17 protein-coding genes, 1 tRNA gene and 1 riboswitch are annotated in these 25,750 nt (G+C 71.6%); of the genes, 11 read left to right on the top strand and 7 right to left on the bottom strand.

The features are described from left to right. Window positions 1–35 precede the first annotated feature (35 nt). The 6 genes from ABZ532_RS09930 to ABZ532_RS09905 all read left to right on the top strand — a co-directional run bounded on the left by ABZ532_RS09930 (window position 36) and on the right by ABZ532_RS09905 (window position 4,737). Window positions 36–539 (top strand): FBP domain-containing protein, encoded by a 504-nt coding sequence (locus tag ABZ532_RS09930; RefSeq protein ID WP_361280828.1) that lies wholly within the window; start codon window positions 36–38, stop codon window positions 537–539. A 65-nt stretch (window positions 540–604) separates the two neighbouring features. Further along, a complete protein-coding gene (locus ABZ532_RS09925; protein ID WP_361280827.1) occupies window positions 605–805 on the top strand; it encodes a DUF5988 family protein in 201 nt (66 codons plus the stop codon). A gap of 169 nt (window positions 806–974) precedes the next feature. Continuing rightward, window positions 975–1,048 (top strand) — tRNA-Met (locus ABZ532_RS09920). 162 nt (window positions 1,049–1,210) lie between these two features. Next, window positions 1,211–1,960 carry a MerR family transcriptional regulator gene (locus ABZ532_RS09915; RefSeq protein ID WP_361280826.1) on the top strand — a complete coding sequence of 250 codons (750 nt, stop codon included), beginning with the start codon at window positions 1,211–1,213 and terminating at the stop codon, window positions 1,958–1,960. A gap of 209 nt (window positions 1,961–2,169) precedes the next feature. Beyond that, entirely contained in the window at window positions 2,170–3,315 is a 1,146-nt protein-coding gene (locus tag ABZ532_RS09910; RefSeq protein ID WP_361280825.1) for a PP2C family protein-serine/threonine phosphatase, read from the top strand. A 220-nt stretch (window positions 3,316–3,535) separates the two neighbouring features. Further along, window positions 3,536–3,670: riboswitch (cyclic di-AMP (ydaO/yuaA leader) on the top strand. A gap of 41 nt (window positions 3,671–3,711) precedes the next feature. After that, window positions 3,712–4,737, top strand: a complete 1,026-nt coding sequence (locus ABZ532_RS09905) for a M23 family metallopeptidase (protein ID WP_361281136.1) — start codon at window positions 3,712–3,714, stop codon at window positions 4,735–4,737. Between the two features lie 24 nt (window positions 4,738–4,761). Here ABZ532_RS09905 and ABZ532_RS09900 read toward each other — a convergent pair whose 3' ends face one another. The 4 genes from ABZ532_RS09900 to ABZ532_RS09885 all read right to left on the bottom strand — a co-directional run bounded on the left by ABZ532_RS09900 (window position 4,762) and on the right by ABZ532_RS09885 (window position 9,992). Continuing rightward, window positions 4,762–6,093 (bottom strand): PrsW family intramembrane metalloprotease, encoded by a 1,332-nt coding sequence (locus ABZ532_RS09900; protein WP_361280823.1) that lies wholly within the window; start codon window positions 6,091–6,093, stop codon window positions 4,762–4,764. 163 nt (window positions 6,094–6,256) lie between these two features. Then, window positions 6,257–7,063 (bottom strand): tRNA (guanosine(46)-N7)-methyltransferase TrmB, encoded by an 807-nt coding sequence (gene trmB, locus ABZ532_RS09895; protein WP_361280822.1) that lies wholly within the window; start codon window positions 7,061–7,063, stop codon window positions 6,257–6,259. A gap of 99 nt (window positions 7,064–7,162) precedes the next feature. Further along, on the bottom strand, window positions 7,163–8,392 hold the full coding sequence (lhgO, locus tag ABZ532_RS09890; protein WP_361280821.1) for an L-2-hydroxyglutarate oxidase: 1,230 nt from the start codon (window positions 8,390–8,392) through the stop codon (window positions 7,163–7,165). Between the two features lie 100 nt (window positions 8,393–8,492). After that, window positions 8,493–9,992, bottom strand: coding sequence for a hypothetical protein (locus ABZ532_RS09885; RefSeq protein ID WP_361280820.1), 1,500 nt, complete (start codon window positions 9,990–9,992; stop codon window positions 8,493–8,495). Window positions 9,993–10,681: 689 nt separating this feature from the next. Here ABZ532_RS09885 and ABZ532_RS09880 point away from each other — a divergent pair. Further along, window positions 10,682–12,781: an asparagine synthase-related protein gene (locus ABZ532_RS09880; RefSeq protein WP_361280818.1), complete on the top strand. Its 2,100-nt coding sequence runs from the start codon at window positions 10,682–10,684 to the stop codon at window positions 12,779–12,781. Window positions 12,782–12,912: 131 nt separating this feature from the next. Further along, window positions 12,913–16,170: a BTAD domain-containing putative transcriptional regulator gene (locus tag ABZ532_RS09875; protein ID WP_361280817.1), complete on the top strand. Its 3,258-nt coding sequence runs from the start codon at window positions 12,913–12,915 to the stop codon at window positions 16,168–16,170. Between the two features lie 47 nt (window positions 16,171–16,217). On the opposite strand, the gene ABZ532_RS09870 is transcribed toward ABZ532_RS09875, so the two are convergent. Together ABZ532_RS09870 and ABZ532_RS09865 are read right to left on the bottom strand one after the other, a co-directional pair. Further along, window positions 16,218–18,281, bottom strand: coding sequence for a sigma-70 family RNA polymerase sigma factor (locus ABZ532_RS09870; RefSeq protein ID WP_361280816.1), 2,064 nt, complete (start codon window positions 18,279–18,281; stop codon window positions 16,218–16,220). A gap of 148 nt (window positions 18,282–18,429) precedes the next feature. Next, entirely contained in the window at window positions 18,430–19,377 is a 948-nt protein-coding gene (locus ABZ532_RS09865) for a helix-turn-helix domain-containing protein (protein WP_361280815.1), read from the bottom strand. Window positions 19,378–19,716: 339 nt separating this feature from the next. Here ABZ532_RS09865 and ABZ532_RS09860 point away from each other — a divergent pair, with 339 nt between their 5' ends. After that, complete coding sequence (locus tag ABZ532_RS09860) at window positions 19,717–21,264, top strand: NAD(P)/FAD-dependent oxidoreductase (protein ID WP_361280814.1); 1,548 nt, start codon at window positions 19,717–19,719, stop codon at window positions 21,262–21,264. A 204-nt stretch (window positions 21,265–21,468) separates the two neighbouring features. Continuing rightward, window positions 21,469–23,229 (top strand): SpoIIE family protein phosphatase, encoded by a 1,761-nt coding sequence (locus tag ABZ532_RS09855; protein ID WP_361280813.1) that lies wholly within the window; start codon window positions 21,469–21,471, stop codon window positions 23,227–23,229. Here ABZ532_RS09855 and ABZ532_RS09850 read toward each other — a convergent pair. Further along, complete coding sequence (locus ABZ532_RS09850; RefSeq protein WP_361280812.1) at window positions 23,226–24,536, bottom strand: MFS transporter; 1,311 nt, start codon at window positions 24,534–24,536, stop codon at window positions 23,226–23,228. The two genes, ABZ532_RS09855 and ABZ532_RS09850, sit on opposite strands and share 4 nt — an antisense overlap. Before the next feature lie 128 nt (window positions 24,537–24,664). Here ABZ532_RS09850 and ABZ532_RS09845 point away from each other — a divergent pair, with 128 nt between their 5' ends. Further along, complete coding sequence (locus ABZ532_RS09845) at window positions 24,665–25,279, top strand: MarR family transcriptional regulator (RefSeq protein ID WP_361280811.1); 615 nt, start codon at window positions 24,665–24,667, stop codon at window positions 25,277–25,279. Window positions 25,280–25,750 lie beyond the last annotated feature (471 nt).

Genomic DNA, 25,750 nt, shown 5'->3' with positions numbered 1-25,750 from the left:
GCCTAATCCCTCTAGGCAAACCTAGCGTCGCAGACATGAAGGCACTCACTGAGCAGGACATCCGAGCGGCATTCGTCAATTGTTCGAAGGGTGAGGTCAAGCGCCTGGCCGTGCCCCGTGATCTCGATGAGCGCCCCTGGGGCGACCTGGACTTCCTCGGCTGGCGGGATCCCGCTGCGCCTGATCGCAGCTATCTCGTCGCCGAGCGGGACGACCGGATCGTCGGGGTGTCCCTGCGTTTTCCGTCGCGGCAGCGCGGCTATCTGCACCGCAGTATGTGCTCCCTCTGCCTGACCACCCACCCGGGAGACGGCGTCTCCCTGATGACCGCCCGCAAGGCGGGGCCCGCAGGCCGGGAGGGCAACTCGGCCGGTGTGTACATGTGCACCGACCTGGCCTGCTCCCTTTATGTACGCGGGATCAGGGTCCCGGCCCCCGGTGGTCGTCTGAAGGAGTCCCTCACGGTGGAGCAGCAGATCGAGCGCACCCGGGGCAACCTCTTCGGCTTCCTGGACGCGCTAGGAGTCGCCGGCGGCTGAGCCGTCCGGGCCCGGCGGTCGAGTCCGGACGTGCGGGTCGTCCCCGGGGTGGCAAGACTGGAGGCATGGCTACCAAGGCACGCCTGGAAGGCGGACCGGACGATCTGCAGGGGAAGATCGTCCCGATCACGCCGCCAGGACAGGAACTGAAGATTCCGCACCACGGCGGCTACGAGCACTTCAAGGCCACCACGCGCCACGAGGACAGCTCGGAAGGGCGGCTGACCGTGTACGAGTGGTGGGAGCGGACAGAGGTCGCCGAATAGTCGCCCGTCCAGCCGTCCAGCCGCTGGTCAGCGGAAAATCCCGGGGTGGCGGGACGGCCGCCGCCCGGGTGCGGGAGGTCGTGTGCCGTACGGATTCCGGCCCCGCCCCGGTTCTGACGGGAAAGTGGTTTGGATCTTGCTCCGCATAGCGTAGAGTGGTGTTCACCGACGCGGGGTGGAGCAGCTCGGTAGCTCGCTGGGCTCATAACCCAGAGGTCGCAGGTTCAAATCCTGTCCCCGCTACTCAAACTGAGGGCCCGGATCCAGCATCAGCTGGATCCGGGCCCTCAGTGCATGCGGCCGCCGGTACGTTCCGCACGTTCCGCACATGCCGCCGCGATACGAGCTCGGCCGTCGGGATAGGCACTTGACCTTTACGTAGCGTCAACTTCTACCGTGAAGGTCATGGAGTGGTCGATCCAGGACATCGCCAAGAAGGCCGGCACCACGAGCCGCACCCTCCGGCACTACGGGGAGCTGGGCCTGCTGGTGCCGAGCCGTATCGGCAGCAACGGCTACCGCTACTACGACCAGGACGCCCTGGTCGTACTCCAGCGGATCCTGCTGCTGCGTGAGCTCGGCCTCGGGCTGCCCGCGATCGCGGACGTCCTGGCGGGGCAGAGGGACACGGCTGCCGCACTGCGTACGCATCTGAGACTGCTCGAGCAGGAGCAGGAGCGCATCGTGCGGCAGATCGCCTCGGTGCGGACCACTCTCGACCGCACGGAGAAGGGAGAAGCACTCATGGCGGAGGAAGTCTTCGACGGCTTCGATCACACCCGGTACGAGCAGGAGGTGACCGAGCGCTGGGGCCGGGACGCCTATGAGAAGGGGGACGGCTGGTGGCGCTCACTGAGCCACGAGGAGAAGAAGGACTTCCAGGACCGTCAGGTCGCGATCGCCCGTGACTTCGCGCGGGCCCGCGAGCGCGGTCTCGCCGTGGACGGCGAGGAGGCGCAGGCGATCGCGGGGCGCCACGTCGAGTGGCTGGCGGTGACGGTCACACCGACGAAGTCGTACGTCATCGGGCTCGGCGAGATGTACGTCGCCGATCCGCGCTTCGCGAAGAACTACGACCGGTACGCGGAGGGCACGGCGGAGTTCGTGCGTGACGCGATGAAGGTGTACGCGGAGCGCCACCTGAGCGACGACTGAGACCGCTCAGCCGACCCGCGTACGTACCGCCCCTGCGGTACGGTCACCAGGAGGGCCCCCTGGTGACCATCCCCTGGTGGTGACCACGCCTTCCCCGCGCCGTAGTCCGGTTGGCCGACGGCGACTCGCCCCCCGGTGCGGCTGCGGCCAGCCTGGGTGGGACGCGGTTTTCGTCCGCGGCCGCGGGCGGACCGGGCAGGAGAGCAGTCTTGGCACAGTACGGCGGCGACGAGGGATTCCGGCGCAACACCGGCGGCCGTGTCCTCGTGCTGCTGCTGCCCTGGCTGATGATCATCGCCGGTGTGGTCTTCGACCTGTTCACCCCGGAGGCGTACCGCGCCTCGCCGCTCTTCGCCGCCGCTCCGCTGCTCGCCGCCCCCTTCTACACATGGCGCGGCACCGTGGTCGCCATGGTCGTCAGCGTGCTCACCGTGCTGGGGCTGAACGTCTACAACGGCACGGTGGGCCAGGTGCCGCCGGCCACCGAGGTCTTCACCGTGCTGACGGTGTCGGTCGTCGCCCTCTACATCAACCGCGTACTCCGCCGCAGCGGTGAGCGGCTCGCCTCCGCCCGAGTCATCGCCGAGGCGGCGCAGCTCGCTGTGCTGCCCGAGCCCGCCGAGCGGATCGGCGGGCTGCATGTGGCCGCGCGCTACGAAGCGGCGCAGGCGGACGCGTTCATCGGCGGGGATCTCTACGCCGTCCAGGACACCGTGTTCGGTGTCCGTCTGGTGGTCGGGGACGTCCGCGGCAAGGGGCTGGACGCGGTCGCGACGGTGGCGGTGCTGCTCGGGGCGTTCCGCGAGGTGGCCGATGAGGAGTCCTCGCTGGAGACGATCGCGCAGCGTCTGGAACGGGCGCTGGCCCGGGAGCACACTCGGGCGCACGGACTCGACGAGGTCGAGGGGTTCACCACGGCGGTCCTGGCGGAGATCCCGCACGACGGTGGTCGCGTCCGGATCGTCAACCGGGGCCATCCGCCGCCCATCGTGCTGTACGCGGACGGCGCGCTCGACATGCTGGAGCCGAGCCAGGACGCGCTGCCGCTCGGCATGGGGGATCTCGCCCGCTGGCCGGACCGCGCGGACGACGCGCCGTTTCCGCCGGGGGCGACGCTGCTCCTCTATACGGACGGGCTTTCCGAGGCCCGCGATCGGCACGGGACCTTCTACGATCCGCAGGCGCGGCTCGGGGGCCATGTCTTTCCCGGGCCGGACGAGCTGCTGGACACGGTCGTCGCCGATGTACGGCGGCACACGGGCGGCGGGCTCACGGACGACATGGCGCTGCTGGCGGTCGGCAGGCCGGGTGTGCGGCAGCCGGCGAGGCGCAGGACGCTGCCGGTGGTGCCCTGAGGTCTGCCCCGCCCGGAGTATGTGACGAATCGTCAGATATTCAACGGTGAACAATGTGGCGTGAGGGGCGGTCAACTCGCCCGATTCACCCACCTAGCGGGCGGTACGTCCAGGCCGAAAATCGTTAATGATCAAGTGGAACGGCTTGGAATAGAGCCTCGGCGTCTATTAACGTTCGATAACGCAGCGCGGTTGTCCCAGTCGTCGCAAGAGACGGCACCGTGCGCACGCGCCGAATCCCGCAAGGGAACCGGGGAACCACCACTTGGGGTGAATCGGGTACTTCGTGTGCCCGTAGGAGACCTTCCTGCTCCGAACCCGTCAGCTAACCCGGTAGGCGAGAAGGAAGGAAAGGAGCACGCCTCCGTGGCGTCCAACGAGCCTGCCCTCCAGGGGATTCCCACCACCGAGTGGGTCCCGACCGCCGAGTGGATCGCTTCCGACGGGGCGGAGGAGTGGAACCCGACGGAGGAGTCCGTCCGGCCGGTCCGCGGCAGGCACCGTGTCGTCAAGCAGCGGGGCGGCCTCGCCCGGAGCTCCACCGTGCTCGGTGTCGGCGTGATCGCAGCCGTCGGCGCGGGCGGCATCGCCACCGCGCAGGACAAGCCGGCCGTCTCCATCTCACTGCCCGACACCATCGCGGACAACCTCCCGGACGCCGAGTCACTGCCCGGCGTGGGCTCCCTGATATCGGGCGACGGCTCCGACGAACAGGGCGCGGACGATGCGGCGGGCGCACCGCTCACCGCGATGTCCCTCGCCACCACCACTGACACCGCAGAGCCGGTCAGCGCCCAGCAGGGCACCGCGGGCGAGGCGCTGCGCGCCCGGATCCTCCAGCAGGCCGAGCAGCAGCAGGCCAAGGTCGAGGCGGAGGCGCGGGCGGCTGCCGAGAAGGCCGCCGCGGAGAGCGCCGCGGCCGAGGCGAAGAAGCAGCAGACGGAGGCGGAGGCCAAGGCCGCCGAGGTCCAGCGCAAGGCGGAGGAGGCCGCTGAGGCCGCCCGGCTCGCCGAGCTCGCCGCGAGCTACTCACTGCCCACGTCCTCGTACACCCTCACCTCCACCTTCGGCGAGGCCGGCTCCATGTGGTCGTCCGGCTACCACACCGGTCTCGACTTCGCGGCCCCCACCGGCACCCCGGCGAAGGCCGTGCACGGAGGGACCGTCAAGTCCGCGGGCTGGTCGGGCGCGTACGGCTACCGCGTGGTGCTGGAGCTCGAGGACGGCTCCGAGGTCTGGTACTGCCACCTGTCGTCGATGACCGTCGGCGCCGGCCAGGAGGTCGGCACGGGCGACACCATCGGACGCGTCGGTGCGACCGGCAATGTCACCGGGCCGCATCTGCACCTGGAGGTGCACACCCCGTCCGGCGAAGGTGTGGATCCGGCCGCCTGGCTGCGGGACAAGGGCCTGAGCGTCTGACCCCGAGTCGCAAGAGCTGACGCCCTAGTGCCGGTAGGGGTTGTAGTCCTCGTAGTCCCGGTGCGGCGGAGGTATCCGGGCGCGCCCCGTCGCCCTCGCCGCATAGGTCAGAGCCGGTGTCGCGACATGCTTGCGCTGCCAGAGGTGATGCAGCAGCTCCTGCTCACGCGCGACGAAGTCGGGCCCTGCCGTGCCCCGGTGCGCCTGGTGCCGCAGAAAGGCCAGCGAGGTCGCGAACGTCTCGTACTCGGAAACGGCACGGGCCGCCGCGCTCCCGTGTATGCGCGCCGCCGTGTCGCGGGCCAGTGTGCGCGCCCGCATCGAGGACAGGGCGAGCGGCTCGGCGGGGGAGAGCCAGCCTGCCTCGGCGTACGCGGGAAGCTGGGACGCGATCGTGCGCAGCTCGCGCTGCCTGCTCCAGACCGCGAGCCAGGTGAGCAGTGCGAAGGCCGGCACCATGACGACTCCGTACACGAGGTAGAAGCCCCAGGGCCCGAACACCGCCGAGCCGTTCCACAGCGCGTGCATGCCGATCGCCAGGATCAGGCCCAGCAGCGGTAGCCCGGCCCTGTGCAGCTTCCGGCGCCGGGCGGTGAGCGCGGCGGCACCGAAGCCGATACCGGTCAGCACGGTGAAGAGCGGATGGGCGAACGGCGACATCACGATCCGTACGACGAACGTCGCCGCCGTGCCGGACGAGAATCCCGAGCGGCCGAACTCCTGGTCCTCCAGGAAGGCGTTGCCGAGATAGAGGACGTTCTCGGTGAAGGCGAAGCCGGTCGCGGTGAACCCGGCCACGACGACCCCGTCGACGACTCCCGTGAAGTCCTTTCTGCGGAACAGGAAGATGAGCAGCACGGAAGCCGCCTTGGCGCTTTCCTCCACGACCGGCGCGATGATCGTGGCGCCGATCGTGTCCGCCGATGTCGGATCGGCCGTGGCGGTCGCTATCCACTGGGTCGCGAAGGAGTTGGCGATGATCGCGATGAGCGCGGCGGCGCAGGCTCCCCAGGCGAAGGCGAAGAGGAGATTCCGCCAGGGCCCCGGCTCGACACGGTCCAGCCAGCGGAAGGCCGCCATCAGCAGCGGCACCGGCAGCAGTGCAAGGGCGAGGCCCACCAGGAAGCCTTCCGTGCCGGTCTGCTCGCGCACCAGTGCCAGGATGACCAGCCCGCACAGCGCGAGCAGGGTGATCACGGTCCAGGCCCGCACCGCCGCGCTGCGCCAGAAGGCCCGGCTCGGTTTGTAACGCCAGCGTGCAGGCTCCGGCACGGCGTCGAAGAGCAGCTGCTCGTCGCACGCCGGGATGGCGGGGTGGGGCGCCGTGGGGTACGGCTGCCTGCTCCGGTCGGACACCAGACGACCCTAACGACCACCACTGACAGCCGCGATGCGTTATCCGGCAATCCGGACGTGTTACCGCGCACGTTCGGCGCGGGGCGTTCAACCGGCTCGCGGCGTGTGCCACCGGCCCTGGCGGGCGGGTGCGTGACCCTGCGGGCCGGTACGCGACCCCGAACTACCCGGCCTTGCGGCGGAACAGCAGGTCGTGGACCAGATGCCCCTTCTTGAGGCCCTGGCCTTCGAACCGGGTCAGCGGCCGGAATGCGGGCCGGGGAGCGTAGCCGCCGTCGTCCTGGGTGTTCTCGAAGTCGGGGTGTGCCGAGAGGACCTCGAGCATCTGCTCGGCATACGGCTCCCAGTCCGTGGCGCAGTGCAGCACCGCGCCGGGCTTCAGCCGGGTGGCGGCGAGCGTCAGGAAGTCCGGCTGGATCAGCCGTCGCTTGTGGTGGCGCTTCTTGGGCCAGGGGTCGGGGAAGTAGACCCGCAGTCCGTCGAGAGCGTCGGGGGCGAGCATCTCGCGCAGCAGGATGATCGCATCGCCATTGGCCACACGGACATTGGTCAGGCCCGCGCGCTCGGCGAGACCGAGCAGATTCCCCTGCCCCGGGGTGTGCACGTCGACGGCGAGGATGCCGGTGCCCGGGTCGGCCGCCGCCATCTGCGCGGTCGCCTCGCCCATCCCGAATCCGATCTCCAGGACGACCGGCAGGCCGTCGAACATCTGTCCGAGGTGGAGGCGCCGCAGCCCGTCGATGTCCAGTCCCCAGGCGGGCCACAGCCTGCGCAGCGCGTCGCCCTGTCCCGTGGTCACCCGGCTGCGGCGCGGCTGGAAGCTGCGGATCCGGCGCTCGTGGTGCGAACCGGCCGGATCAGCGGCCGGGCCGCCCGGAAACCGCGGTTCGCCCTTGGGGCGGGGCGCGACGACACGTGCCCCGGCCGGCGCGGGGGCACTCTGCGTGGTGACGTTCTCGAGCTCAGACACAATGCCCCGATTGTACGGCTGTCCGGTATACCGCCATCTGAGGTATACGGATCCCTGCGGGCGTCACCGTGCGGACGGCCGCCGCGGGGACCCGGCCTCTCAGGGCAGCAGGGCCAGCGCCCGGCGTGCCACCTCGCGGCCGATCGGCAGCGACGCGGTCGCCGCCGGGGACGGGGCGTTCAGGATGTGCACCGTGCGCGGGGCCTGCCGGATGAGGAAGTCGTCCACCAGCGTGCCGTCCCGCAGCACCGCCTGGGCTCGCACGCCCGCGGCGACGGGCCGCAGATCGTCCTGGGTCACCGCGGGAAGCAGTCGCCCGACCGCCTCCGCGAAGGCGCGCTTCGACAGCGAGCGGTGCAGCTCGCCCGCGCCGTAACGCCAGTGGCGGCGGGCTATCCGCCAGGTGCCGGGCCAGCCGATCGTGGCGGCGAGCTCACGCGGACGGACCGTGCCCCAGTCGTATCCCTCGCGCGCCAGCGCCGGCACCGCGTTCGGCCCGACATGCACGCCGCCGTCGATGCCCCGGGTGAGATGGACCCCGAGGAAGGGGAACGCCGGGTCCGGCACCGGATACACCAGCCCGCGCACCAGGTCGGGTCTGGTCAGCTCGTAGTACTCACCGCGGAAGGGCACGATCCGCATCCCGGGGTCGTCGCCGGCCAGCCGGGCCACCTCGTCGCAGTGCAGCCCTGCCGTGTTCACCAGCACCTTCGCCCGGACGGTCCGCCCGGTCGAGGTGCGCACGGCCACGCCCCAAGGCCGCCGGTCGACGGCCCGGACCTCCTCGCCGTAGTGGATCCGGGTGCCCGACGCGCCCGCCACCTCGGCGAGCTGCGCGGCGACCGCGCCGAAGTCGCACACGCCCGTCGTGCCGACATGGATCGCCGCGACCCCGCGCACCTCGGGCTCGTACTCCGCCATCTGCGCGGGGCCGAGCTCGTGCACCGGAATCCCGTTCTCCCTGCCGCGCTGGACCAGGGCGTGCAGCCGGGGCAGCTCGTCGCGGTCCGTGGCGACGATCAGCTTGCCGGTGACCTCGTGAGGGATCCCGTACTCCGCGCAGAACTTCACCATCTCCGCCGCCCCCCGGACGGCGAAGCGTGCCTTGAGTGATCCGGGCCGGTAGTAGATACCGCTGTGGATCACCCCGCTGTTGCGCCCAGTCTGGTGCCGGGCGGGGCCGGACTCCTTCTCCAGCACGGTCACCGAGGTGCCGGGTGCCGAGCGCGCCAGGGCGTACGCCGTCGAGAGACCGACGATCCCGCCACCGACCACCAGAACGTCACAGTCGTAGTCGTAGTCATAGCCGTGTTCGTACGCCGCAGTCATCCCACACCTCCACCCAGATGATGCCTTGGCCCACTGACAGCGGCGTCAAACCGGGTCGGAGGTCCGGGCGGGGTGCTGTTGATCACGTGGATGGGGGCGCTTACGCCGGTGCCATCAACAGCGGCCGTGCCCGTTCCCTCAGCTCCGCGACGCGCGGCTCGTCGCCGTAGGGCTCCAGCCGGTGCAGCAGGTCCCTCACGTACTCGGTCGTCCGCGCCGAGGAGATTCGCCCCGCGACCTCCACGGCCCGGGTCCCCGCCGCGCACGCCGCGTCCAGATTGCCCGACTCCAGCTCGGCGACGGCGCTCACCACCAGCCGCAGTCCGTGCGACCGTACGAACTCGTCCGTGGGCCGGGACAGCGCCTGCTCGGTGAAGCGGCGTACCTGACGGGGCGCCTTCAGATCGCGGTAGCACTCGGCGGCGTCGGCGGCGAAGCGGTCGTAGGAATAGAAGCCGAGCCATGACGGGTCCGTGTCACCAGGGCGGGCACGCTCCAGCCAGCTCTCCGCCGCCCTCAGGGCGGCACCGGCCGCCGTCGCGTCGCTCGCCTTGGCGTGCGCCCGGGCCTCCACCAGCCGGAAGAAGCTCATCGTCCGCGCGGTGGCAAGGCCGCGGTTGCGCTCCACCGCCGCCTGCGCCAGGTCGACGCCTTCGTCGGCGAAGCCCCGGTAGGTCGCCTGGAGGGACATCGACGCCAGCACATACCCGCCGAGCGGCACGTCCGCGGCGGCTCTTGCCAGTCGCAGTGCCTGGATGTAGTAGCGCTGCGCCGCTTCCTGCTGGCCCGTGTCGAAGGCCATCCAGCCGGCCAGCCGGGTCAGCTCGGCGGTCGCCCCGAAAAGGGCCCGGCCGACCTCGTCCGAGTACGAACCCAGCAGCAGCGGTGCGGCGTCGACCCGCAGGCATTCGGGGACCATCGAGGAACGCCAGTCCCCGCCGCCGTACTTGGAGTCCCAGCGGCGTGCGTCCTCCGCGGCCTCGCGGAGCTTGGTGACATCGGCGTGGCCGACCCGTACGTGGCCCTCACTTCCGTCGAGGCCTTCGTCGGCCGCGCCTGTGCCCTCCGGCGGCCCGCCCTGCGGGCCACCGCCGGCGGCGCGCTCCCCGTCCCGTGCGCGTCCCACGTCCCGCTCGACCGAGGGGTCGGCGGGGGTGATCAGCCAGCGGGAGGCGGGGGTGGCGTATGCGCTCACCGCGAACGATCCGGCCAGCGACTGCCAGATCCCGCCGCCCGCCCGCCGTCCGGCCAGGTCGAGCCGGTAGAGCTCGGTGGCCGTCTTCACCGCCTCGCCGACGTCACGCGGGAAGGCGAGTCCGACCTCGGGGGCCGGGTCGGCGTCGGCGAGGCCGATCTCGTGCAGCGGAACAGGGCGGCCCAGCTTCTGTCCGATGGCGGCGGCGATGAGATGGGGCGCGGCGCCCTGGGGCACCATGCCCTTCGACACCCACCTGGCCACCGACGTCTTGTCATAGCGCAGCGTCAGGCCGCGCTGCGCACCAAGGTCGTTGACACGTCGGGCGAGGCCCGCGTTGCTGATTCCCGCGAGGGCGAGAACGGTGCCGAGCTTGTCATTCGGCCCGCGTTGCTCCCTGGACATGCGCCACCCCTCGACACACAGACGGCCGCCGATGGCACCCGGCCGGGCGCGCACGGCATGCGTACCGCGCTCTCCCCCTGAGGTACGGCATCCACCGGTGGAATATGCACCCCTGCGGAGAACAGCAGTGCCACACAGCGTAGTTCGCCGGATCCCGACCGTTAAGAGGTGGTGTCCCGTATGGCGAGATTATTGTGGGTTCGGGTTCAGGTCCGGTTCAGCTCCGCGGCCGGGCGCGGGCATGCGATCCCGCCGCACCGTGCTCCCGCCGTGTGGCTGTGCGCCCGTCCGTGCGCTCTCGTCCGGGCGTGGCCCTGGCGCTTCGATGAGTCCTGCGTGGGTCGGCCCACTGGCACAGGGATCCGGTGGGCTGGGGGACACCGCCGCTTCAATTCCCCGCGGGCGGCGGACCGGTCCGGGAGGCGGAGGACGTCTCCCGGACCGTGCGTACCAACCCCATACCCCCGGACTGGCGTTCGGTTTCCGGGTGTTCGGAGATTGGCCGAATGCCGCCCCTCCGGCTCGTCGCCCACGACGCCTATGCCGGGGGCGCGTTCACTTTTTGCGTACGCGACCCGGAGCCCCTCCTGTGCGCCGTTTGTCGTGGCAGCATGTCCTCATCGATGTGTGTGTCCGCGTGTATCGGCGTTTGCCGAGCGTGACGGTGGTCCACAGGCTGTGGAGGCGCGATGCGGTGGCTGGTCGGCTGGAGCAGTATCGCCGCGAGATTCGGTGCGCTCGGAACGGCAGACCCCGGTGGACACCATGGCGACGGGCACCGCACCGTCCACCCCGTGGGCGCACAGCTGCTGTGGGGTGACCCCGATCCCCTCTGGGCCGTCGGCGACTGGCGGCCCGACGAGGTCCGCGTGGTCACCGCAGACGGCAACCGCCTCGCCGTGTTCGGCTGCTGCGGCGCCAGCGACGAAGAGCTCCGGGTGGGGCTCCTCGCGGCACGGGGCGGGGCGCTGCGGCACCTCACCGCCTGGCCCGGCAGCTACACCGCGGTGGTGCAGGTCGGCCGGCGTATCACCCTTGCGAGTGATCTGGCCGGCGCACGGCCCGTGTTCTACACGCCCTGGGCAAGCGGTACCGCCTACGCCACCGCGGGACTGCCCCTCGCCGATCTGATCGAGGCCCAGCTCGACATCGGCTACCTCGCCGCACTGCTCGCCTGCCCCGAGACTCCCGAGGCGCTGCGCGACTCCACCCCCTACGCGGGGGTGAAGCGTGTCCCGCCCGGCCACGCGCTGATCCTCAGGGAGGGCTCGCGCGAGATCACCGGCTACGAACCGGTCGCCTCGCTCGCCATCGCCGCGCCCCAACTCGAGGCCGGCCGTGCCATGGACGGGATGCGGGACGCCCTCGTGGACGCCGTACGGGCCAGGCTCACCGCCCCCCGGCACGCCCCGATGACCCTGCCGCCCGACCCCGGCCCCGTTCCCGGCATGGGCCCGGCCGAACGGCGCGCGGCCCGCGGCGCACCCGTACCCGGGATAGGAGCGGACCTGTCGGGCGGCAGCGCTTCGGCGACCCTGGCCCTGCTCGCGGCAGGGCTGCCCGGAGTGCCCGGCACGGTACTGGGCCACGGCACCGGAGCGGGCGAGCGGCTGCTCGCCGTGACCTTCAACGACCTGGCCGCCGGGGACGGTCAGGAGGCCGAGCTCGAACGGGCCAGGCTGCTCGCGGAGAACCCCCGGCTGCACCATGTCGTCGTCGCCGCGGGCGTGGAAGCGCTGCCCTACGCCGACCTGGAGTCCGGGCCGCTCACCGACGAGCCGGGACCGTCCCTGGTGCTGGCGGAACGGCACCGCCGACGGCTCGGAGCGGGCAGCGCCGACCAGTTCACGGGCTTCGGCGCGCGTCAGGTCCTGGACGCCCACCCGGCACGGCTCGCCGACCTCCTGATGGACCGCCGGCGCAGACCGCTGCTCAAGCCCGTATCGGCACTGGCCCGGGCCCAGGGCACGCCGGGCGGGGCGCTGCTGGTGCCGCTCACCGTCTACCGCGCGGCCAGACGGCTGGCCCGTACGCCCTACAGGGCCGGGCTCGAGTCCGCCGCGGCGCACCTGCCCACGGCGAACCGGGCCGCGACACCCCTGGTGAACGGACCGCTGGGCGCGTCGCTTGCCGCGCTCGCCTGGTCACGGCCCGGGCCTGCGGCGCGCTGGCTCACCGGGGAGGCGCTCACCGAAGTATCGGTTCGCCTCCAGGCGGCGGCGACCCGCGCGACCCTGGTGCAGCGGCCGGGCGAGGCGCGAGCCCGGGCGGCGCTGGCCCGCCACGCGATGGACCACCGCGTGCTGGAACAGGCCGCGGAGGTACGAAGCCAGCGGCTGCACGCGCCCTTTCTGGACAACCAGGTCGTCCGGGCGGCCCGCGACCTGCCCGAGGCACTGCGGGTCCAGCCCGGTGCCCGGGCGGCGGTGCTGCGGTCCGTCCTCGCGGGTGCGGGCGTCCATGACCTGCCCCCCGGCTGGGGCGCCCCCTCCCAGGCGGCGGCGACCGCCGCAACGCGTACCGGCCTGCGGCTCGCCCTGCCCGAACTGCTCGCCCTCTTCGACACCCCGCTCCTCGCCGACGCGGGCCTGGTCGAGGCACGGGTGGTCCGCAAGGCGCTGCGCGCGGCATCCGAGGGTGAACCGGTCCCCCTGGACGGCCTCGCCGACCTGGTCTCCACCGAACTGTGGCTGCGCCGTCTGCTGGCCCGCCGCGGCACCTGCTGGACGGACACCGAAGGGCCCCGGAGAAGGGCGGTCGGCGCGGTGGTGCGAAGCCTCCGGGCGTAGGGCGGGCGCGTCGGAGCACCCGCACCGCGGGGACCGGATCTTCGATGTTCCAGTGCCGGGAGGCACCGACGACCACTCCGGTGCGGGGAAAAGGTGAGGTACCCCCACGCATGCTTCGGGAGAATGGCTCCGTGCGGTATCTCATCCTCGGCGTCACCGAAGCTCTCGACCCCCACGGTCACGCCCTCCCACTCGGCGGCCCCAGGCTCCGCGCGCTGCTCGCGGCGCTGGCGTTGCGGGGCGGGCGGGTCGCTTCCGTAGGGGAGCTCGTCGGGGACGTATGGGACGAGGACGGGCGCGGGGACCCGCCGCACGACGCCCCCGCCGCCCTGCAAGCACTCGTCGGACGGCTGAGACGAGTCCTCGGCAAGGACGCCGTGGAGTCGACCCCGGGTGGATACCGCCTCGCCGCGGACCCCGACGACATCGACCTGTACGTGTTCGAGCGCCTCGTACGCACCGGCACCGCGCGGCTCGACGCGGGCGAACCCGCCGCCGCGGCCGCCACGTTCCGCGAGGCCCTCGCCCTGTGGCGGGGCCGTGCACTCGCGGACCTGCCGGGCGAGAACCCGGGCGTGCGCCCCGAGGCCCAGCGGCTAGCCGCCGTACGGCACCGCGTCGAGGCCGATCTGAGGTGCGGGGACACCAGAGGCCTCGTTCCCGAGCTCGAGGAACTGACCTCGGCGCATCCCTACGACGAGACCCTCCGCGCCCAGCTCATCCGCGCCCTGCGGGCCGATGGCCGGCATGCCGACGCCCTCACCGCGTACGAGGACGCCCGTCGCATCCTGTCCGACGGCCTCGGCACGGACCCGGGTCCGGAGCTGATCGCACTGTACGAGCAGCTGCTGAAAGGGGTACGGGCGATACCGGCCGCTGTTCCGGAGCCGGAAGCCAGAGGTAATCTCCGCCCCCGGCTCACTTCGTTCGTCGGCCGTGAATCCGAGCTCGCGGCGATCCGTGCCGAGCTGACCCGGTCACGTCTCGTCACCCTCGTCGGCCCCGGAGGCGCGGGCAAGACCCGTCTCGCCGAGGAAGCCGCCGCCCCGGCCGCCGGCCCGCCCGCCCCCGCCTGGCTCGCCGAACTCGCCCCACTGGACCACCCGTCCGCCGTACCCGGAGCCGTGCTCTCCGCCCTGGGCCTGCGCGAGACCAACCTGATCACCCGGGAGGGCCAGGCGCCCCACGACGACCCCGCCGCCCAGCTTGTCGAACACCTCGCACACCGCGGCCTGCTGCTCATCCTCGACAACTGTGAACACGTGATCGACGCCGCCGCGGCGCTCGCCGAGACCCTGCTCACCCACTGCCCCCGGCTGCGCATCCTCGCCACCAGCCGTGAGCCACTGGGCGTCCCGGGCGAGACCGTACGCCCGGTGGACTCGCTGTCCCACACCTCGGCCCTCCATCTGCTCGCCGACCGCGGCACCGCCGCCAACCCCCGCTTCCGCCTGGAGGACGACCCGGCGGCGGCCGGTGAGATCTGCCGCCGTCTCGACGGTCTGCCGCTGGCCGTCGAACTGGCCGCCGCCCGGCTGCGGCTGCTCACACCGCGTCAGATCGCCGACCGCCTCGACGACCGCTTCCGGCTGCTGACCAGCGGCAGCCGGACGGTCATGCCCCGCCAGCAGACCCTGCGCGCCGTGGTCGACTGGTCCTGGGAGCTGCTGGACGAGACCGAGCGCACGGTGCTGCGCCAGGTGTCCGTGTTCGCCGGCGGCTGGGACCTGGCCGCCGCCGAGGCGGTCACGGGAACCCCGGACGCCCCGGCGCTGCTCGGCGCCCTGGTGGACAAGTCCCTGGTCACGGTGGCTCCCGACGGCACCGGCCAGATGCGCTTCCGGCTGCTGGAGACCATCCACGAGTACGCCGTGGAACGCGCCGCCGAGACGGCGGAGCTCCGCGCGGCGGCCGTACGAGCCCACACCGCGCACTTCACGGCGCTGGCCGAGCGGGCCGACCCGGAACTGAGGTCGGCACGACAGCTCCCGTGGATCCGCCGACTGGAGAGCGATCTCGACAACATCCGTGCCGCACTCCACCGTGCCACGGGGGACGGAGGCGAGGACGGTGACGGCGGGGACGAGCCGTACGCGATCCGTCTCGTCATGGCGATGGGCTGGTTCTGGTGGCTGCGCAACTACCGTCCCGAAGGACTCGCCTGGGTCGAACGCACGATCGCCCTCCACCCCGGCCCGGCCGGTGATCCCGACGACCCCGGCGATCCCCGCTACTGGCCCCGGATGGAGCTGCACATGCTCCACCTCTTCCTGGGCTTCGACGAGCGCTCGGAGGACGACGTCCGCGAAGACGCGGAGGCCCAGCGCATCATGCGCCGACTGCGGCGCGCCTTCGCCGACGGCGGCCCTGTGGCCGCCCGCCTCCCCGGTCTGATGTGGCCGTTCCTCGGCTATCTCATCGACGGGCCCGACGGCATCCTGCCGATCCTCGACGCGGCCGTCCGCAACTGCCGGCGCCATGGCGGGGAGTGGGAGACCGCCGTCATCCTGATGTTCCGTACCCATCTGGCCATCGACCACCGCGGGGGCTTCGCCTCCATCGACGACGACCTTGCCGAGCTGCGGGCGATCAGCCGCAGGGTCGGGGACCGCTGGATCCGTGCCCAGGTGGCGAGCGCCGTCGCCGAGACGAGCATGATGCGCGGCAGGTCCGAGGACGCGCGGGCCGCCTTCATCGAGGCGCTTCAGCTCGCCCGGGAGGTCGGTGCCCATGCGGAGGCCCCGTTGCTGCTCGCGCGGCTCGCCGATCTGGATCTCCGCACCGGAGACACGGACGCGGCGGAGAAGGGTCTGGACACGGCCGTGGACGAAGCCGTGCGCCACAACGTCCAGGACGCCCTGGGGTACATCGACTTCATGCGCGCGATGATCGCCCTGGACCGCGGCGAGATCGACCAGGCCAGGGAACACGTGAACGCGGCACAGGGAGCGTGCGCAAGGGGCACACCGCCCCCGCAGTTCGCGGCAGTCCTCGACGCGATCGATGCGCGTGTCCTCGTTCAGGAACGCCGCACGGACGGCGTCGGCGACGGAGCGCGGGCACTTGCCGCGGCCCTGCGCAAGGGCCGGGACGCCCAGTGCGCGGAGCTCGTCGTCGCCCATCTCGCGGAGAGCGCCGCGACGGTGCTTCCGCTGCTTGGTGAGGACCGGCTCGCGATGCGGCTCGTCGCGGCGGCCGGTACCTGGCGGGGCGAGTGTCCCCGCTCGGTGTACGAACTCCGGATGACGGACGCTGTCGAGAGCCGGGCTCGGGCGAGTCTCGGCGGCGAGGCGTTCGCGGCCGAGCAGGCGGCGGGGGCGCGGCTCAGCCTCGACGAGGCCATCGAGGCGCTGGACGCTGCCGTGCCGACCGGCGCGCCCACGGCCTAGGCACGCTCAGGACACGGCAGGCCCTGGGCACGGTACGCGGTCACGGCTTAGGGGCAGCTGATCCGCGCCAGCGCCCAGTCCGCCACCGCCACCGAACCCACCAGTGACTGAGGCTCCACCACCAGTTGGACCGTGCCGTGCCCGGCGATGCCGATGCTCACCGGCACCGCGGCATCACCCCGGCGCAGCGCTGGCGACTGCCACAGTCGCGCACCGTCTCCGTATACGGAGAAGCGCACCGAGCCTCCTGCGAGGGTCGCGTCGTCGATGCCCGCCAAGGCCTCGAAGGTGTCGCACGAGCGGTTGAGGTCGATGGCGACGGACGAACGGGCGCGGACGGAGATGCCGTGTCCGTACCGGGCGCCGTCGATCGACATGCCCCAGCGCTGCCACAGCCAGCTGCCCGTGCCCACCCGGATCTCCGGTTCTGTATGAGGCCCGAACGTCCGGTACGCCAGTCGGTTGACGTGGTAGACCGCCGGTTCCGGAGCCGGCGGTGCCGGTGGAGCCGGGGTGGCGGTCGTCGGCGTCGGCGTCGGCGCCGGCGTCGGTTCGGCCTTCGGCGGGGCGGTGGGCCCGGGAGCGGAGGTCGTGGCCGTCGGCCCTGGAACGGTGGCGGGCTCGTGCCGTGCGGCAGGCCCGGGCGTCGGCTCCTGCGAGGGGAGCGGTGCTTCGGCCGCGGCAGGCCGCTCCGGGATCCGGGACGGGCCGATGGCCTCGGGCACGACGGGCTGCGCGGCGGGCGGCTTCGCCTCCGGCTCCGGCAGGGCGTCCGGACGGGGCCCGGAGAAGGAGGAGGACAGCGCCCATACGAGCGCCGCGGTCGCGGCGGCACCCGCCGCGACCGCCAGCACCCCGACTCTCACCGGAGCGGCAAGCCCCTCCGCCACCGCGGCGCTTCCAGCCGTACCGGAGATACCAGAGGCACCGGACGCCCCGGCCCCGGAAGCCCCGCCTGCCGTGCTGCCTCCGGCCGCGCCACCGATGACACCGGCCCCCGCCACGCCGCCGGCCACGATCCCGGCAGCCTTCAGCGAGTAGCCGGTGGCGAGCCAGCCGATGACCGCGACCGGCACCACAGCCGGAATCCCCGCGTTGACCTGCTCCAGCTCACCCGCAGCGAGCCGGCATCGGGAGCACTCCTCCAGATGCTTGCGCAGCCCGCGCTCCGCCCGCATCCGCAGCCGGCCCCTGGCATACGCCCCCAGGCGGTCGGCGTACTGAGCGCAGTCCCCGCCGGCGGTGAGCGCGGTACTCACATGTGCCTGGAGGTACGCCTGCCGGAGGCCTTCGCGGGCCCGGCTGGCGAGTACGGCTGTGGCGTTGGCGCTCAGCCCGAAGAGCGGTGCCACCGCACCCGGCGACTCCTCTTCGACGGCCGTATGCCAGAGCACGGCCTGCCAGCGCTCGGGCAACGAGCGGAAGGCCCGCATGGCCAGCGACTGCTCGGCCGCCTGCATCGCCCGCACGTCCGCGCCCGGGGCGAGCGGCGCCAGCGGACCGGGCACCGGGGTATGCGAAGGATGAGCGGCCGGGGAGGCGAGGACGGCGGATTCGACGAAGTCGGCGAAATCGGCGACCAGCTGTTCCCGTTTCGTCGACCTCGCCCAGTCGGCCGCCACCCTGCGCACGGCGGTCAGCAGATACGCCCGCACCGCGTGCTCGGGCCCTGCTCCGACCCGTACCGCGTGCAGGGTGCGTGCGAACACCTCGGCGGTCAGGTCCTCGGCCGTGTGCTCGTCGCGGCAGCAGGTGCGGGCGTAGCGGCGCACCGCTTTCGAGTGGCGGCGGAACAGTTCGTCGTACGCGCTGAGGTCGCCCCTGCCGTTGACCCCGCTGTCCCTCAGCCGCTGGAGCAGCTCGGCGTCGGACGGCGGCAGGCCGATGCCCGACGCCGTCCCCCCGGCCCCGCCCGCACCGGCACCCGTCCGAGCACCGCGCTGCGGTGGCACTGCGGAGTCGGCCTTTCGCGTGTGCCTGCCCGCGTCGGCCGGGTCGGCCGCTCGCGGGCGACCCGGCCCGCCCTGGCTCGGGATGTGTCCATGGCGCGGTCGACCCGCCCCCGGCCCGTTCATACCGCCGAGTGGTTCGTCGCGACCGTCAACACTCATCGAGGAAGCCCCCATACACCCCATAACCCGAACATCGGCTCAGAGTGCCAGAGAACGACCACGGTCAGAACTCAGCCATCGGACATCCACCCATCCGGGTGGATTAGCGTGACGGATCAGGGGTGAATTGGGGCGGGGACGCCACCCGTCACATCGGCCGCGAGCGAAGTCCCTCCAGCAGGATGTCCAGCAACCGTGCGGAAGCCGCCGCCTGCTGAGCCGCGTCCGGCAGCGACGGCGCGGCCGTGGCTATCACCAGCAGCACATCGGCCACGGTGACGTCGCTCCTCAGCTCACCCGCGGCTCGCGCGCGATCCACCAGCTGCCCCACGACCTCCAGCAGCTCACCGGCACCGGCGTCGTCCGGATCGGCCGCCTGCTGACCCGTCGTCTGCCGCACTCCGGCCGCCGCACGCGGATCGGCGTGCCCGTCGTGGCTCTCGAAGCTCTGCCGCTGCTGCGGCACCCTCAACCCGACGGCCCCGCTACCCGCCTGCTCGCGGTCCTCCTGCCGGGCGTCCTGCCCGCCTGCGCCCATGACCTCGGGGACGACCGTCGAGTCGTCCACGTCCACACCGACCCGCAGCACATGCGGCGGCAGTAGCCGGCCCGCACCCGAGGCGACCGAGGTCCGAAGGAACCGGGAGAGTGCCGACCACGGCTCCTCCTCCTGCCCGAGCGCGGCACGCGCCTGCTCGGTGAGCCGGGAGGTCTCCTCCTCGGCTATCCGCCGCACCAGCACGTCCTTGCTCGGGAAGCGGCGGTAGACCGTGCCCACACCGACCCGTGCCCGGCGCGCCACGTCCTCCATCGGCGCCCCGTACCCCAGCTCGCCGAACACCTCGCGAGCGGCGCGCAGCACGTGCTCCAGATTGCGCTGGGCATCCACCCGCAGAGGCGCCCCGCGCCTCGCTCCCGCGCCACCCCCGGCCAGGGAGCCGGTGAGGCCCCCCGCGGTACCGGCGGCTCCCGCCGCGGTCATCGTCCCCGCGCTTGTCCCCGTGCTCGACCCCAGGCCGGCGACCGGTCCTGTCACGGTGCGTCCGCTGCTGTCGGAAGCGACAGCGGTCTGCCAATGCGCGTCCTGAATATGCATATCTGATCCCCCGGTAATGATGTCGTCTCCCCCCGGAGACTCCCCTCCCCTGACAGTCGGGGTGAATGGGACCAGTCACTGTCCTGTCGCCCCGACGAAGTACGAACATAGTTGAGTCGGGGTCAATTCAGAAGGGCCTCTTCCGCACGGTGTGCCCCCCGATCGGAGCAAGGGCCGGAACGTTCCCGATTCCCCCCGCTCTCACTACCCCCGCCGCCCATGCTGACCTGGGCATTTTCCCCTACAGGCGCAAATCGGACCGGCGATGCCCGGCCAGGATCTCCGGTCACACAATTTGACGAGCCTGTGGACAAACTCGTGTCGCCGTTGCGTCATGGGATGGTGAAGGCTGCATACACCCGGGACACGACCCCCGGCACTTCGCCGCGCACACGCATCCTCGTCGTCGGCGGAGGCTACGTGGGGATGTACACCGCGCTCCGCCTCCAGAAGAGACTCAAGGGCGAGCTGAGCCGCGGGGAGGTCGAGATCCTCGTCGTCACGCACGAGCCGTACATGACCTACCAGCCCTTCCTCCCCGAGGCTGCCGCCGGGAACATCTCACCGCGCCATGTCGTCGTCCCGCTCCGCCGCGTTCTGGAGCGATGCACGATCGTCATCGGCGAGGCCAGGTCCGTCGACCATGCCAAGCACACCGCGACCGTCACCACCCTCGCCGCGGACGACGAGGGGACGGGCCCGATCGAGATCGGCTACGACGAGCTGATCATCGCCCCCGGTTCGATCTCGCGCACCCTCCCCGTCCCCGGCCTCGCCAGCTACGGCATCGGCTTCAAGACGGTCGAGGAGGCCATCGGCCTGCGCAATCACGTCATCGAGCAGATGGACATCGCGTCCTCCACCCGGGAACCGGCCCTGCGCGACGCCGCCCTCACCTTCATGGTCGTCGGCGGCGGCTTCGCGGGCGTCGAAGCACTCGGCGAGCTGGAGGACATGGCCCGCTACGCCACGCGCTACTACCACAACATCAAGCCGGGCGACCTGAAATGGGTGCTGGTCGAGGCGAGCAGCCGCATCCTCCCCGAGGTCGGCGAGGAGATGGGCACGTACACCGTGCGCGAGCTGCGCCGCCGCAACATCGACGTACGGCTGGAGACACGGCTCGACTCCTGCGAGAACCGTGTTGCCGTCCTCAGCGACGGCAGCCGGTTCCCGACCCGCACGGTCGTGTGGACAGCGGGCGTCAAGCCCGCGCCCGTCCTGGCGTCGACAGACCTGCCGCTCAACGAACACGGCCGCCTCAAGTGCACCCCGCAGCTCACCGTCGAGGGCGTCGACCACGCCTGGGCGGCCGGCGACGCGGCCGCCGTACCCGATGTCACGTCATCGGTGCCCGGCACGGTGACGGCTCCGAACGCCCAGCACGCCGTCCGCCAGACCAAGGTGCTGGCGGAGAACATCGTCGCCTCGCTCCGCGGCCGGCCCCTCAAGGAGTACGCGCACGCCTACGTCGGCTCCGTCGCCTCACTCGGGCTGCACAAGGGCGTAGCCCATATCTACGGCCGCAAGCTCAAGGGGTACCCGGCCTGGCTGATGCACCGTGCGTACCACCTCAGCCGGATGCCCACGCTCAACCGTAAGGCCCGCATCCTGGCGGAGTGGACGCTTTCGGGGCTCTTCAAGAGGGAGATCGTCTCGCTCGGCTCGCTCGAACATCCACGCGCCGAGTTCGAACTCGCCGCGGGCGCCGTCCCGTCCAGGCCCCTCACCCGTCGTCACGAGGATCCGCCTCCGCTCGGCAAGAGCCGAGGGCAGAGCCGCGGGAGGATCCGGGGGGAGAAGCGGACGGGCCCAGCCGAGGGTGAGGGAGGAGAGGCAAAGGGTAGCCGGGAACCACTGACGAGTGAGGATCGCGCGGAGGATTGACCCTCCTGTCAGTGCGGTCGGCCACACTGTGCGTGTGACGATAGGCGCACCGGCACCCGCTGGGCATGGGGTGACCGGAGCGACCCGCGTGAGCCGCGACTGAACGGAGAGCCCCGTCCCGTGGTGGGATGCCCCACGACGAACAGCACCCCCCACGCTGCTACCCGAGACGATCAGCACAAGACACGCGAGGCTTGAAAATCCGTGAACTTCACGCGTTGGAGCGCCCGGCTCCCCGGTACGCAGCGTCGCGCGGCAGCGCGGATCGACCGCGGCTCCGTGCCAGCGGCCCGCGGTGAGTACGACCGGCGACCCGAGCCGCCGTCTCCGGACTCTGACGCCACTGACGCCAGGGCCGCCTCGACCGCAGCCAAACGAGCTGAGCGCGCCGAGAGCAACGAGACCAGCGGCGCCGGCAGCGCCGACGGCCCCGCCGACGCCCACGGGACACCCACGCTCGAGCAGTTCGCCGTAAGGGAACTGCTCGGCCGCCTGCCCGCGCTCGTCGCCCTCGTGCACGGCCCTGAGCACCGCATCACGTACCTCAACGACGCGTATTCCGCCGCCTTCGGCCACCGCCCCATCGGCGCCCCGGCCGCCGAGGCCTGCCCCGAGCTCGTCGAGCTGGGGCTGCTGCCGCTGATGGACCAGGTGCTGCGCGGCGGCAAACAGCGCACGGTGAAATCCCGCCGCGTACAAGGCGGAGGCTCGTACACCATCACCTGCATGCCAGCCGACCCCGCAGGCGACGGCGCTGAAAGCGGTGTGCTCGTGTTCGCGGCCGATGTCACCGACCACGCGGAGGCCGCCGAGCGGCTGCGCGCCAGCGAGCGCCGCCACCGCGAAACAGCGGTCACCCTCCAGCGCTCCCTGCTCCCGCAGGAGCTCGAACAGCCGGACGACCTGCGGATCGCCGCCGAGTACCGCCCGGGCGGCACGGATGCCGCGGTCGGCGGCGACTGGTACGACGTGATCACCCTCGGCGCCGGCCGGTCGGCCCTCGTCATCGGGGACGTCATGGGCCGTGGCGTGCGAGCCGCCGCCGTCATGGGACAACTGCGCACCGCGGTCCGTGCCTACGCCCGGCTCGACCTGCCCCCGCACGAGGTGCTCCAACTGCTGGACGGACTGGCATCGGAAATCGACGCCACCCAGATCGCCACCTGCGTGTACGCCGTCCACGACCCCAACGAGGGCCAACTCGTGTACGCGTCGGCGGGGCACCTGCCGATCCTCGTACGGGACGCGGACGGCGTGGTGCACCGCGCCGAGGAACCGACGGGCCCCCCGCTCGGCACGGGCGGCTGGCTCCACACATCCGGCACGATCGCGCTGCCTCCCGGCTCACTCGCCGTCCTCTACACGGACGGCCTCGTCGAACGCCGTGGCGAGGACATCGACGAGGGCGTGGCCGCCCTGGAGCAGGCGCTCGCGGGCGCGAGCGGCAGTCCGCAGGTGGTCTGCGACCGGCTGATCCGCTCCCTCGGGGTGACGGCGGAGCATGACGACGATGTCGCCGTGCTCGTCCTCCAGCACCCCGCCCGTGCGGGAGCGGACGCGGAGCTCTTCCACAACGCCGCCCTCGAGCTGCTCGGCGGCGTCGAAGCGGCGCCCCGTGCCCGCGCCTTCGCTTCCGGGGTGCTCGCCTCCTGGCGCTTCCCGGTCGAGCTGTGCGATCTGGGTGTGCTCGCCGCCAGCGAGCTCGTCGCCAACTCTCTCCAGCACGGCACCCCGCCCATGCGGCTGCGGCTGCGCCGCACCGACCGGCGCCTGACCATCGAGGTGACGGACGGGGACGACAACCTGCCGCGCAGACGGCGGGCCGAATCGGAGGACGAGGCCGGCCGCGGGATCTCCATCGTCGCGACGATCGCCTCGTCCTGGGGCAGCCGACGCACTCCCGGTGGCGGGAAAGCGGTGTGGTGCGAGTTCGCGCTTCCCGATCGGCCTGAACAGCCCGCTTAGGCGACGGCCCCGACGTTCTCCCGGCTCTCGTGGTGCGGCCTGCGCCGCGCCACGATCCGGGACTTCGCGGCGAGGGCCGGCTGGTCCTGAACGGGCGTGAGCCGCTTGCCCAGGCGCAGGGCCAGCGCGGTGATGCCGAGTGAGAAGAACACGAACGTCACGATGTACGGGCCGTGCAGTGCGGCCCCCATCGGTCCGCCGACGGCCGGTCCCACGGCCAGGGCGAGCTGCTTGACCAGGGCGAAGGCGGAGTTGTACTGCCCGACCATCGACTCCGGAGCCAGATCGGCGACCAGCGGGGCCACGGTCGGCGACAGCATCGCCTCGCCGAGCCCGAAGAGCCCGTACGTCGAGATGAACGCGGCGGCTGCCATCGCCTGGCTGCCGTGCCCGAGCCCGGCGTATCCGGCGAGCAGCCAGGCGACCGCCCAGAGCAGACCCACTGCGGCGATCACACGGCTACGCCGCCGACGCTCGACGTACTTCAGTACGACGAACTGCGCGACCACGATCACCGCGGTGTTCGCGGCGAGGGCGTACCCCAGTGTCTCCGGGCCGATGCCGGCCGCCTCGGTGCCGTAGGCCGCGAGCCCCGACTCGAACTGCCCGTAGCAGGCGAAGAAGAGCACGAAGCCCAGAACGCACAGCTGCACCATGGCCCGGTGTCCGAGCAGCGCACGCAGCCCGCCCCTGGCCTTCCCCTCGGTGTTCTGCGGCATCGCGTCACGGATCGCCGGTGAGTCGGGCATCCGGACGGTCGCCGCCAGCCCGGCCAGTACGACGAACATCGCGGCCTCGATGGCGAACAGCAGGGTGAAGCTCCCGGGCCTGCTCTGGTCCACGATCTGGCCGCCGATCAGTCCGCCGACTCCGAGTCCCAGGTTCTGGAGGAAGAACTGTGTGGCGAAGGCCCGGGTACGTGCGGACGGACTGGAGCACCAGACGATCATCGTGGCCAGCGCGGGCTGCATCACGGCCGTGCCCGCACCGAGCAGTGCCGCCGACAGCACGGCCATCGCCACGCTCCCGGACAGCCCCATGCTCAGCGCCCCGGCGGACGCGAGCAGAGCGGCCACGACCACGACGGAGAGCGGGCCCCTGCGGTCGACGGCCCGCCCGGTGAAGGGCAGCACCACGAGCGCGGCCATGGCGAACACGGCCAGCACCGCCCCCGCCGTCGTCGCACCGAGGCCGCGCACCTGGGCCACATACACATAGAGATACGGAACCGTGAAGCCGAGCCCGAACGCGCTCAGCGCGTTCCCCGCCTGGATCCGCCGCATCGCGGCGCCCCTCACCCTGGTCACACTCACCTGCCTCGGTCTGGTTGGAATCGGGAGGACTGAAGTCTGAAGACTTCGAAGCTAAAGTTAGAACCTTAACAATACACATCGAAGGACTTAGATGCCAACGGGATGCGTGGGATAGTGGCGCCATGCCCGACACCCCCGACCGTTCCGGCCGCGCGAAGAGCCCCACGAAGACAGCGCCGGACGCCTCGCCGCAGACCCAGCAGCTCGCGCAGGAGCCGAGCCTCGACGAGCAGATCGCCGCGTATCAGCGCGAGTTCCAGGACCTCGACCCCCAGGTCGAGCAGGTCGTCTCGGCCCTCGGCCGGCTCAACCGCCGGATGAACGTCGCGTACGGGCGCCAGGTCGCGGCCCTCGGTATCAGCAACGCCGAGTGGGAGGTCCTGAAGACCCTCGTCCTCTCCGGCGAGCCCTACCGCCTCGGCCCGGGTGAACTCGCCAAGCGGCTCGGCCTCACCCCGGCCGCCATGACCCACCGCATCGACCGCATGGCGAGCGACGGCCTTGTCACCCGCGACCGCGACGAGAACAACCGGGTCCGCGTCATCGTCGAGCTGACCGACGAAGGCCGTACCAAGTGGCTGGAAGCGATGCGCATGGCATCGGACTTCGAGGAAGAGCTGCTCCAGGACCTGTCGAGCGAAGAGCGGGGCGTGCTGGGCGAGATGCTGATCCGTCTGCTTCGCCGGGTGGAGCACGCCCAGCCGGACGCAGGCGGGCGACTGAGCGACCTGGAGTAGGGGCCGGGGGTCAGGTTGACACGCCCCTGGGCGATCCGTAAGGTTCTTCGAGTTGTCACGGAGCCGGAACGGTTCTGTGGTGACCATCCCGCCGCAGACTGCGGCAACCAAACTCCGAACGACTCCCAGCCGGGATGAATTTCGCATGTCGAAATTCATTTCGAAGGCTCGATTATGAGCCGCCTGGGGAATCCGCTAGAGTTTGAGCGTCGGAACGGCCGCGAGGCCGGGAAGGCGAACCCCCTCTGACTGGGAATCAGGCCCGAAAGGATCTGATAGAGTCGGAAACACCGGAAAGGGAATTCGCGAAAGCGGAGGAACGGCCCGGAAGCCCGCTCCAGCGGGTGGCGGAAACGGGAAATCGGATCTGCTAGGCTGGAAACACGAAGGGAAGCGCCCGGAGGAAAGCCCGAGAGGGTGAGTACAAAGGAAGCGTCCGTTCCTTGAGAACTCAACAGCGTGCCAAAAATC

The sequence above is a fragment of the Streptomyces sp. NPDC019396 genome (assembly GCF_040632375.1).
Taxonomy (GTDB): Bacteria; Actinomycetota; Actinomycetes; order Streptomycetales; family Streptomycetaceae; genus Streptomyces.
This window is presented reverse-complemented; position numbering and strand designations above follow the sequence as displayed.

Excerpts from the sequence above, each read along its gene's own strand:
- ABZ532_RS09915 (WP_361280826.1), top strand. The coding sequence starts at position 1,211 with ATGGAGTGGTCGATCCAGGACATCGCCAAGAAGGCCGGCACCACGAGC.
- ABZ532_RS09925 (WP_361280827.1), top strand. The coding sequence starts at position 605 with ATGGCTACCAAGGCACGCCTGGAAGGCGGACCGGACGATCTGCAGGGG.
- ABZ532_RS09885 (WP_361280820.1), bottom strand. The coding sequence starts at position 9,992 with ATGTCCAGGGAGCAACGCGGGCCGAATGACAAGCTCGGCACCGTTCTC.
- lhgO (WP_361280821.1), bottom strand. The coding sequence starts at position 8,392 with ATGACTGCGGCGTACGAACACGGCTATGACTACGACTACGACTGTGAC.
- ABZ532_RS09860 (WP_361280814.1), top strand. The coding sequence starts at position 19,717 with ATGGTGAAGGCTGCATACACCCGGGACACGACCCCCGGCACTTCGCCG.
- ABZ532_RS09880 (WP_361280818.1), top strand. The coding sequence starts at position 10,682 with ATGCGGTGGCTGGTCGGCTGGAGCAGTATCGCCGCGAGATTCGGTGCG.
- ABZ532_RS09870 (WP_361280816.1), bottom strand. The coding sequence starts at position 18,281 with ATGAGTGTTGACGGTCGCGACGAACCACTCGGCGGTATGAACGGGCCG.
- ABZ532_RS09930 (WP_361280828.1), top strand. The coding sequence starts at position 36 with ATGAAGGCACTCACTGAGCAGGACATCCGAGCGGCATTCGTCAATTGT.
- ABZ532_RS09845 (WP_361280811.1), top strand. The coding sequence starts at position 24,665 with ATGCCCGACACCCCCGACCGTTCCGGCCGCGCGAAGAGCCCCACGAAG.
- ABZ532_RS09865 (WP_361280815.1), bottom strand. The coding sequence starts at position 19,377 with ATGCATATTCAGGACGCGCATTGGCAGACCGCTGTCGCTTCCGACAGC.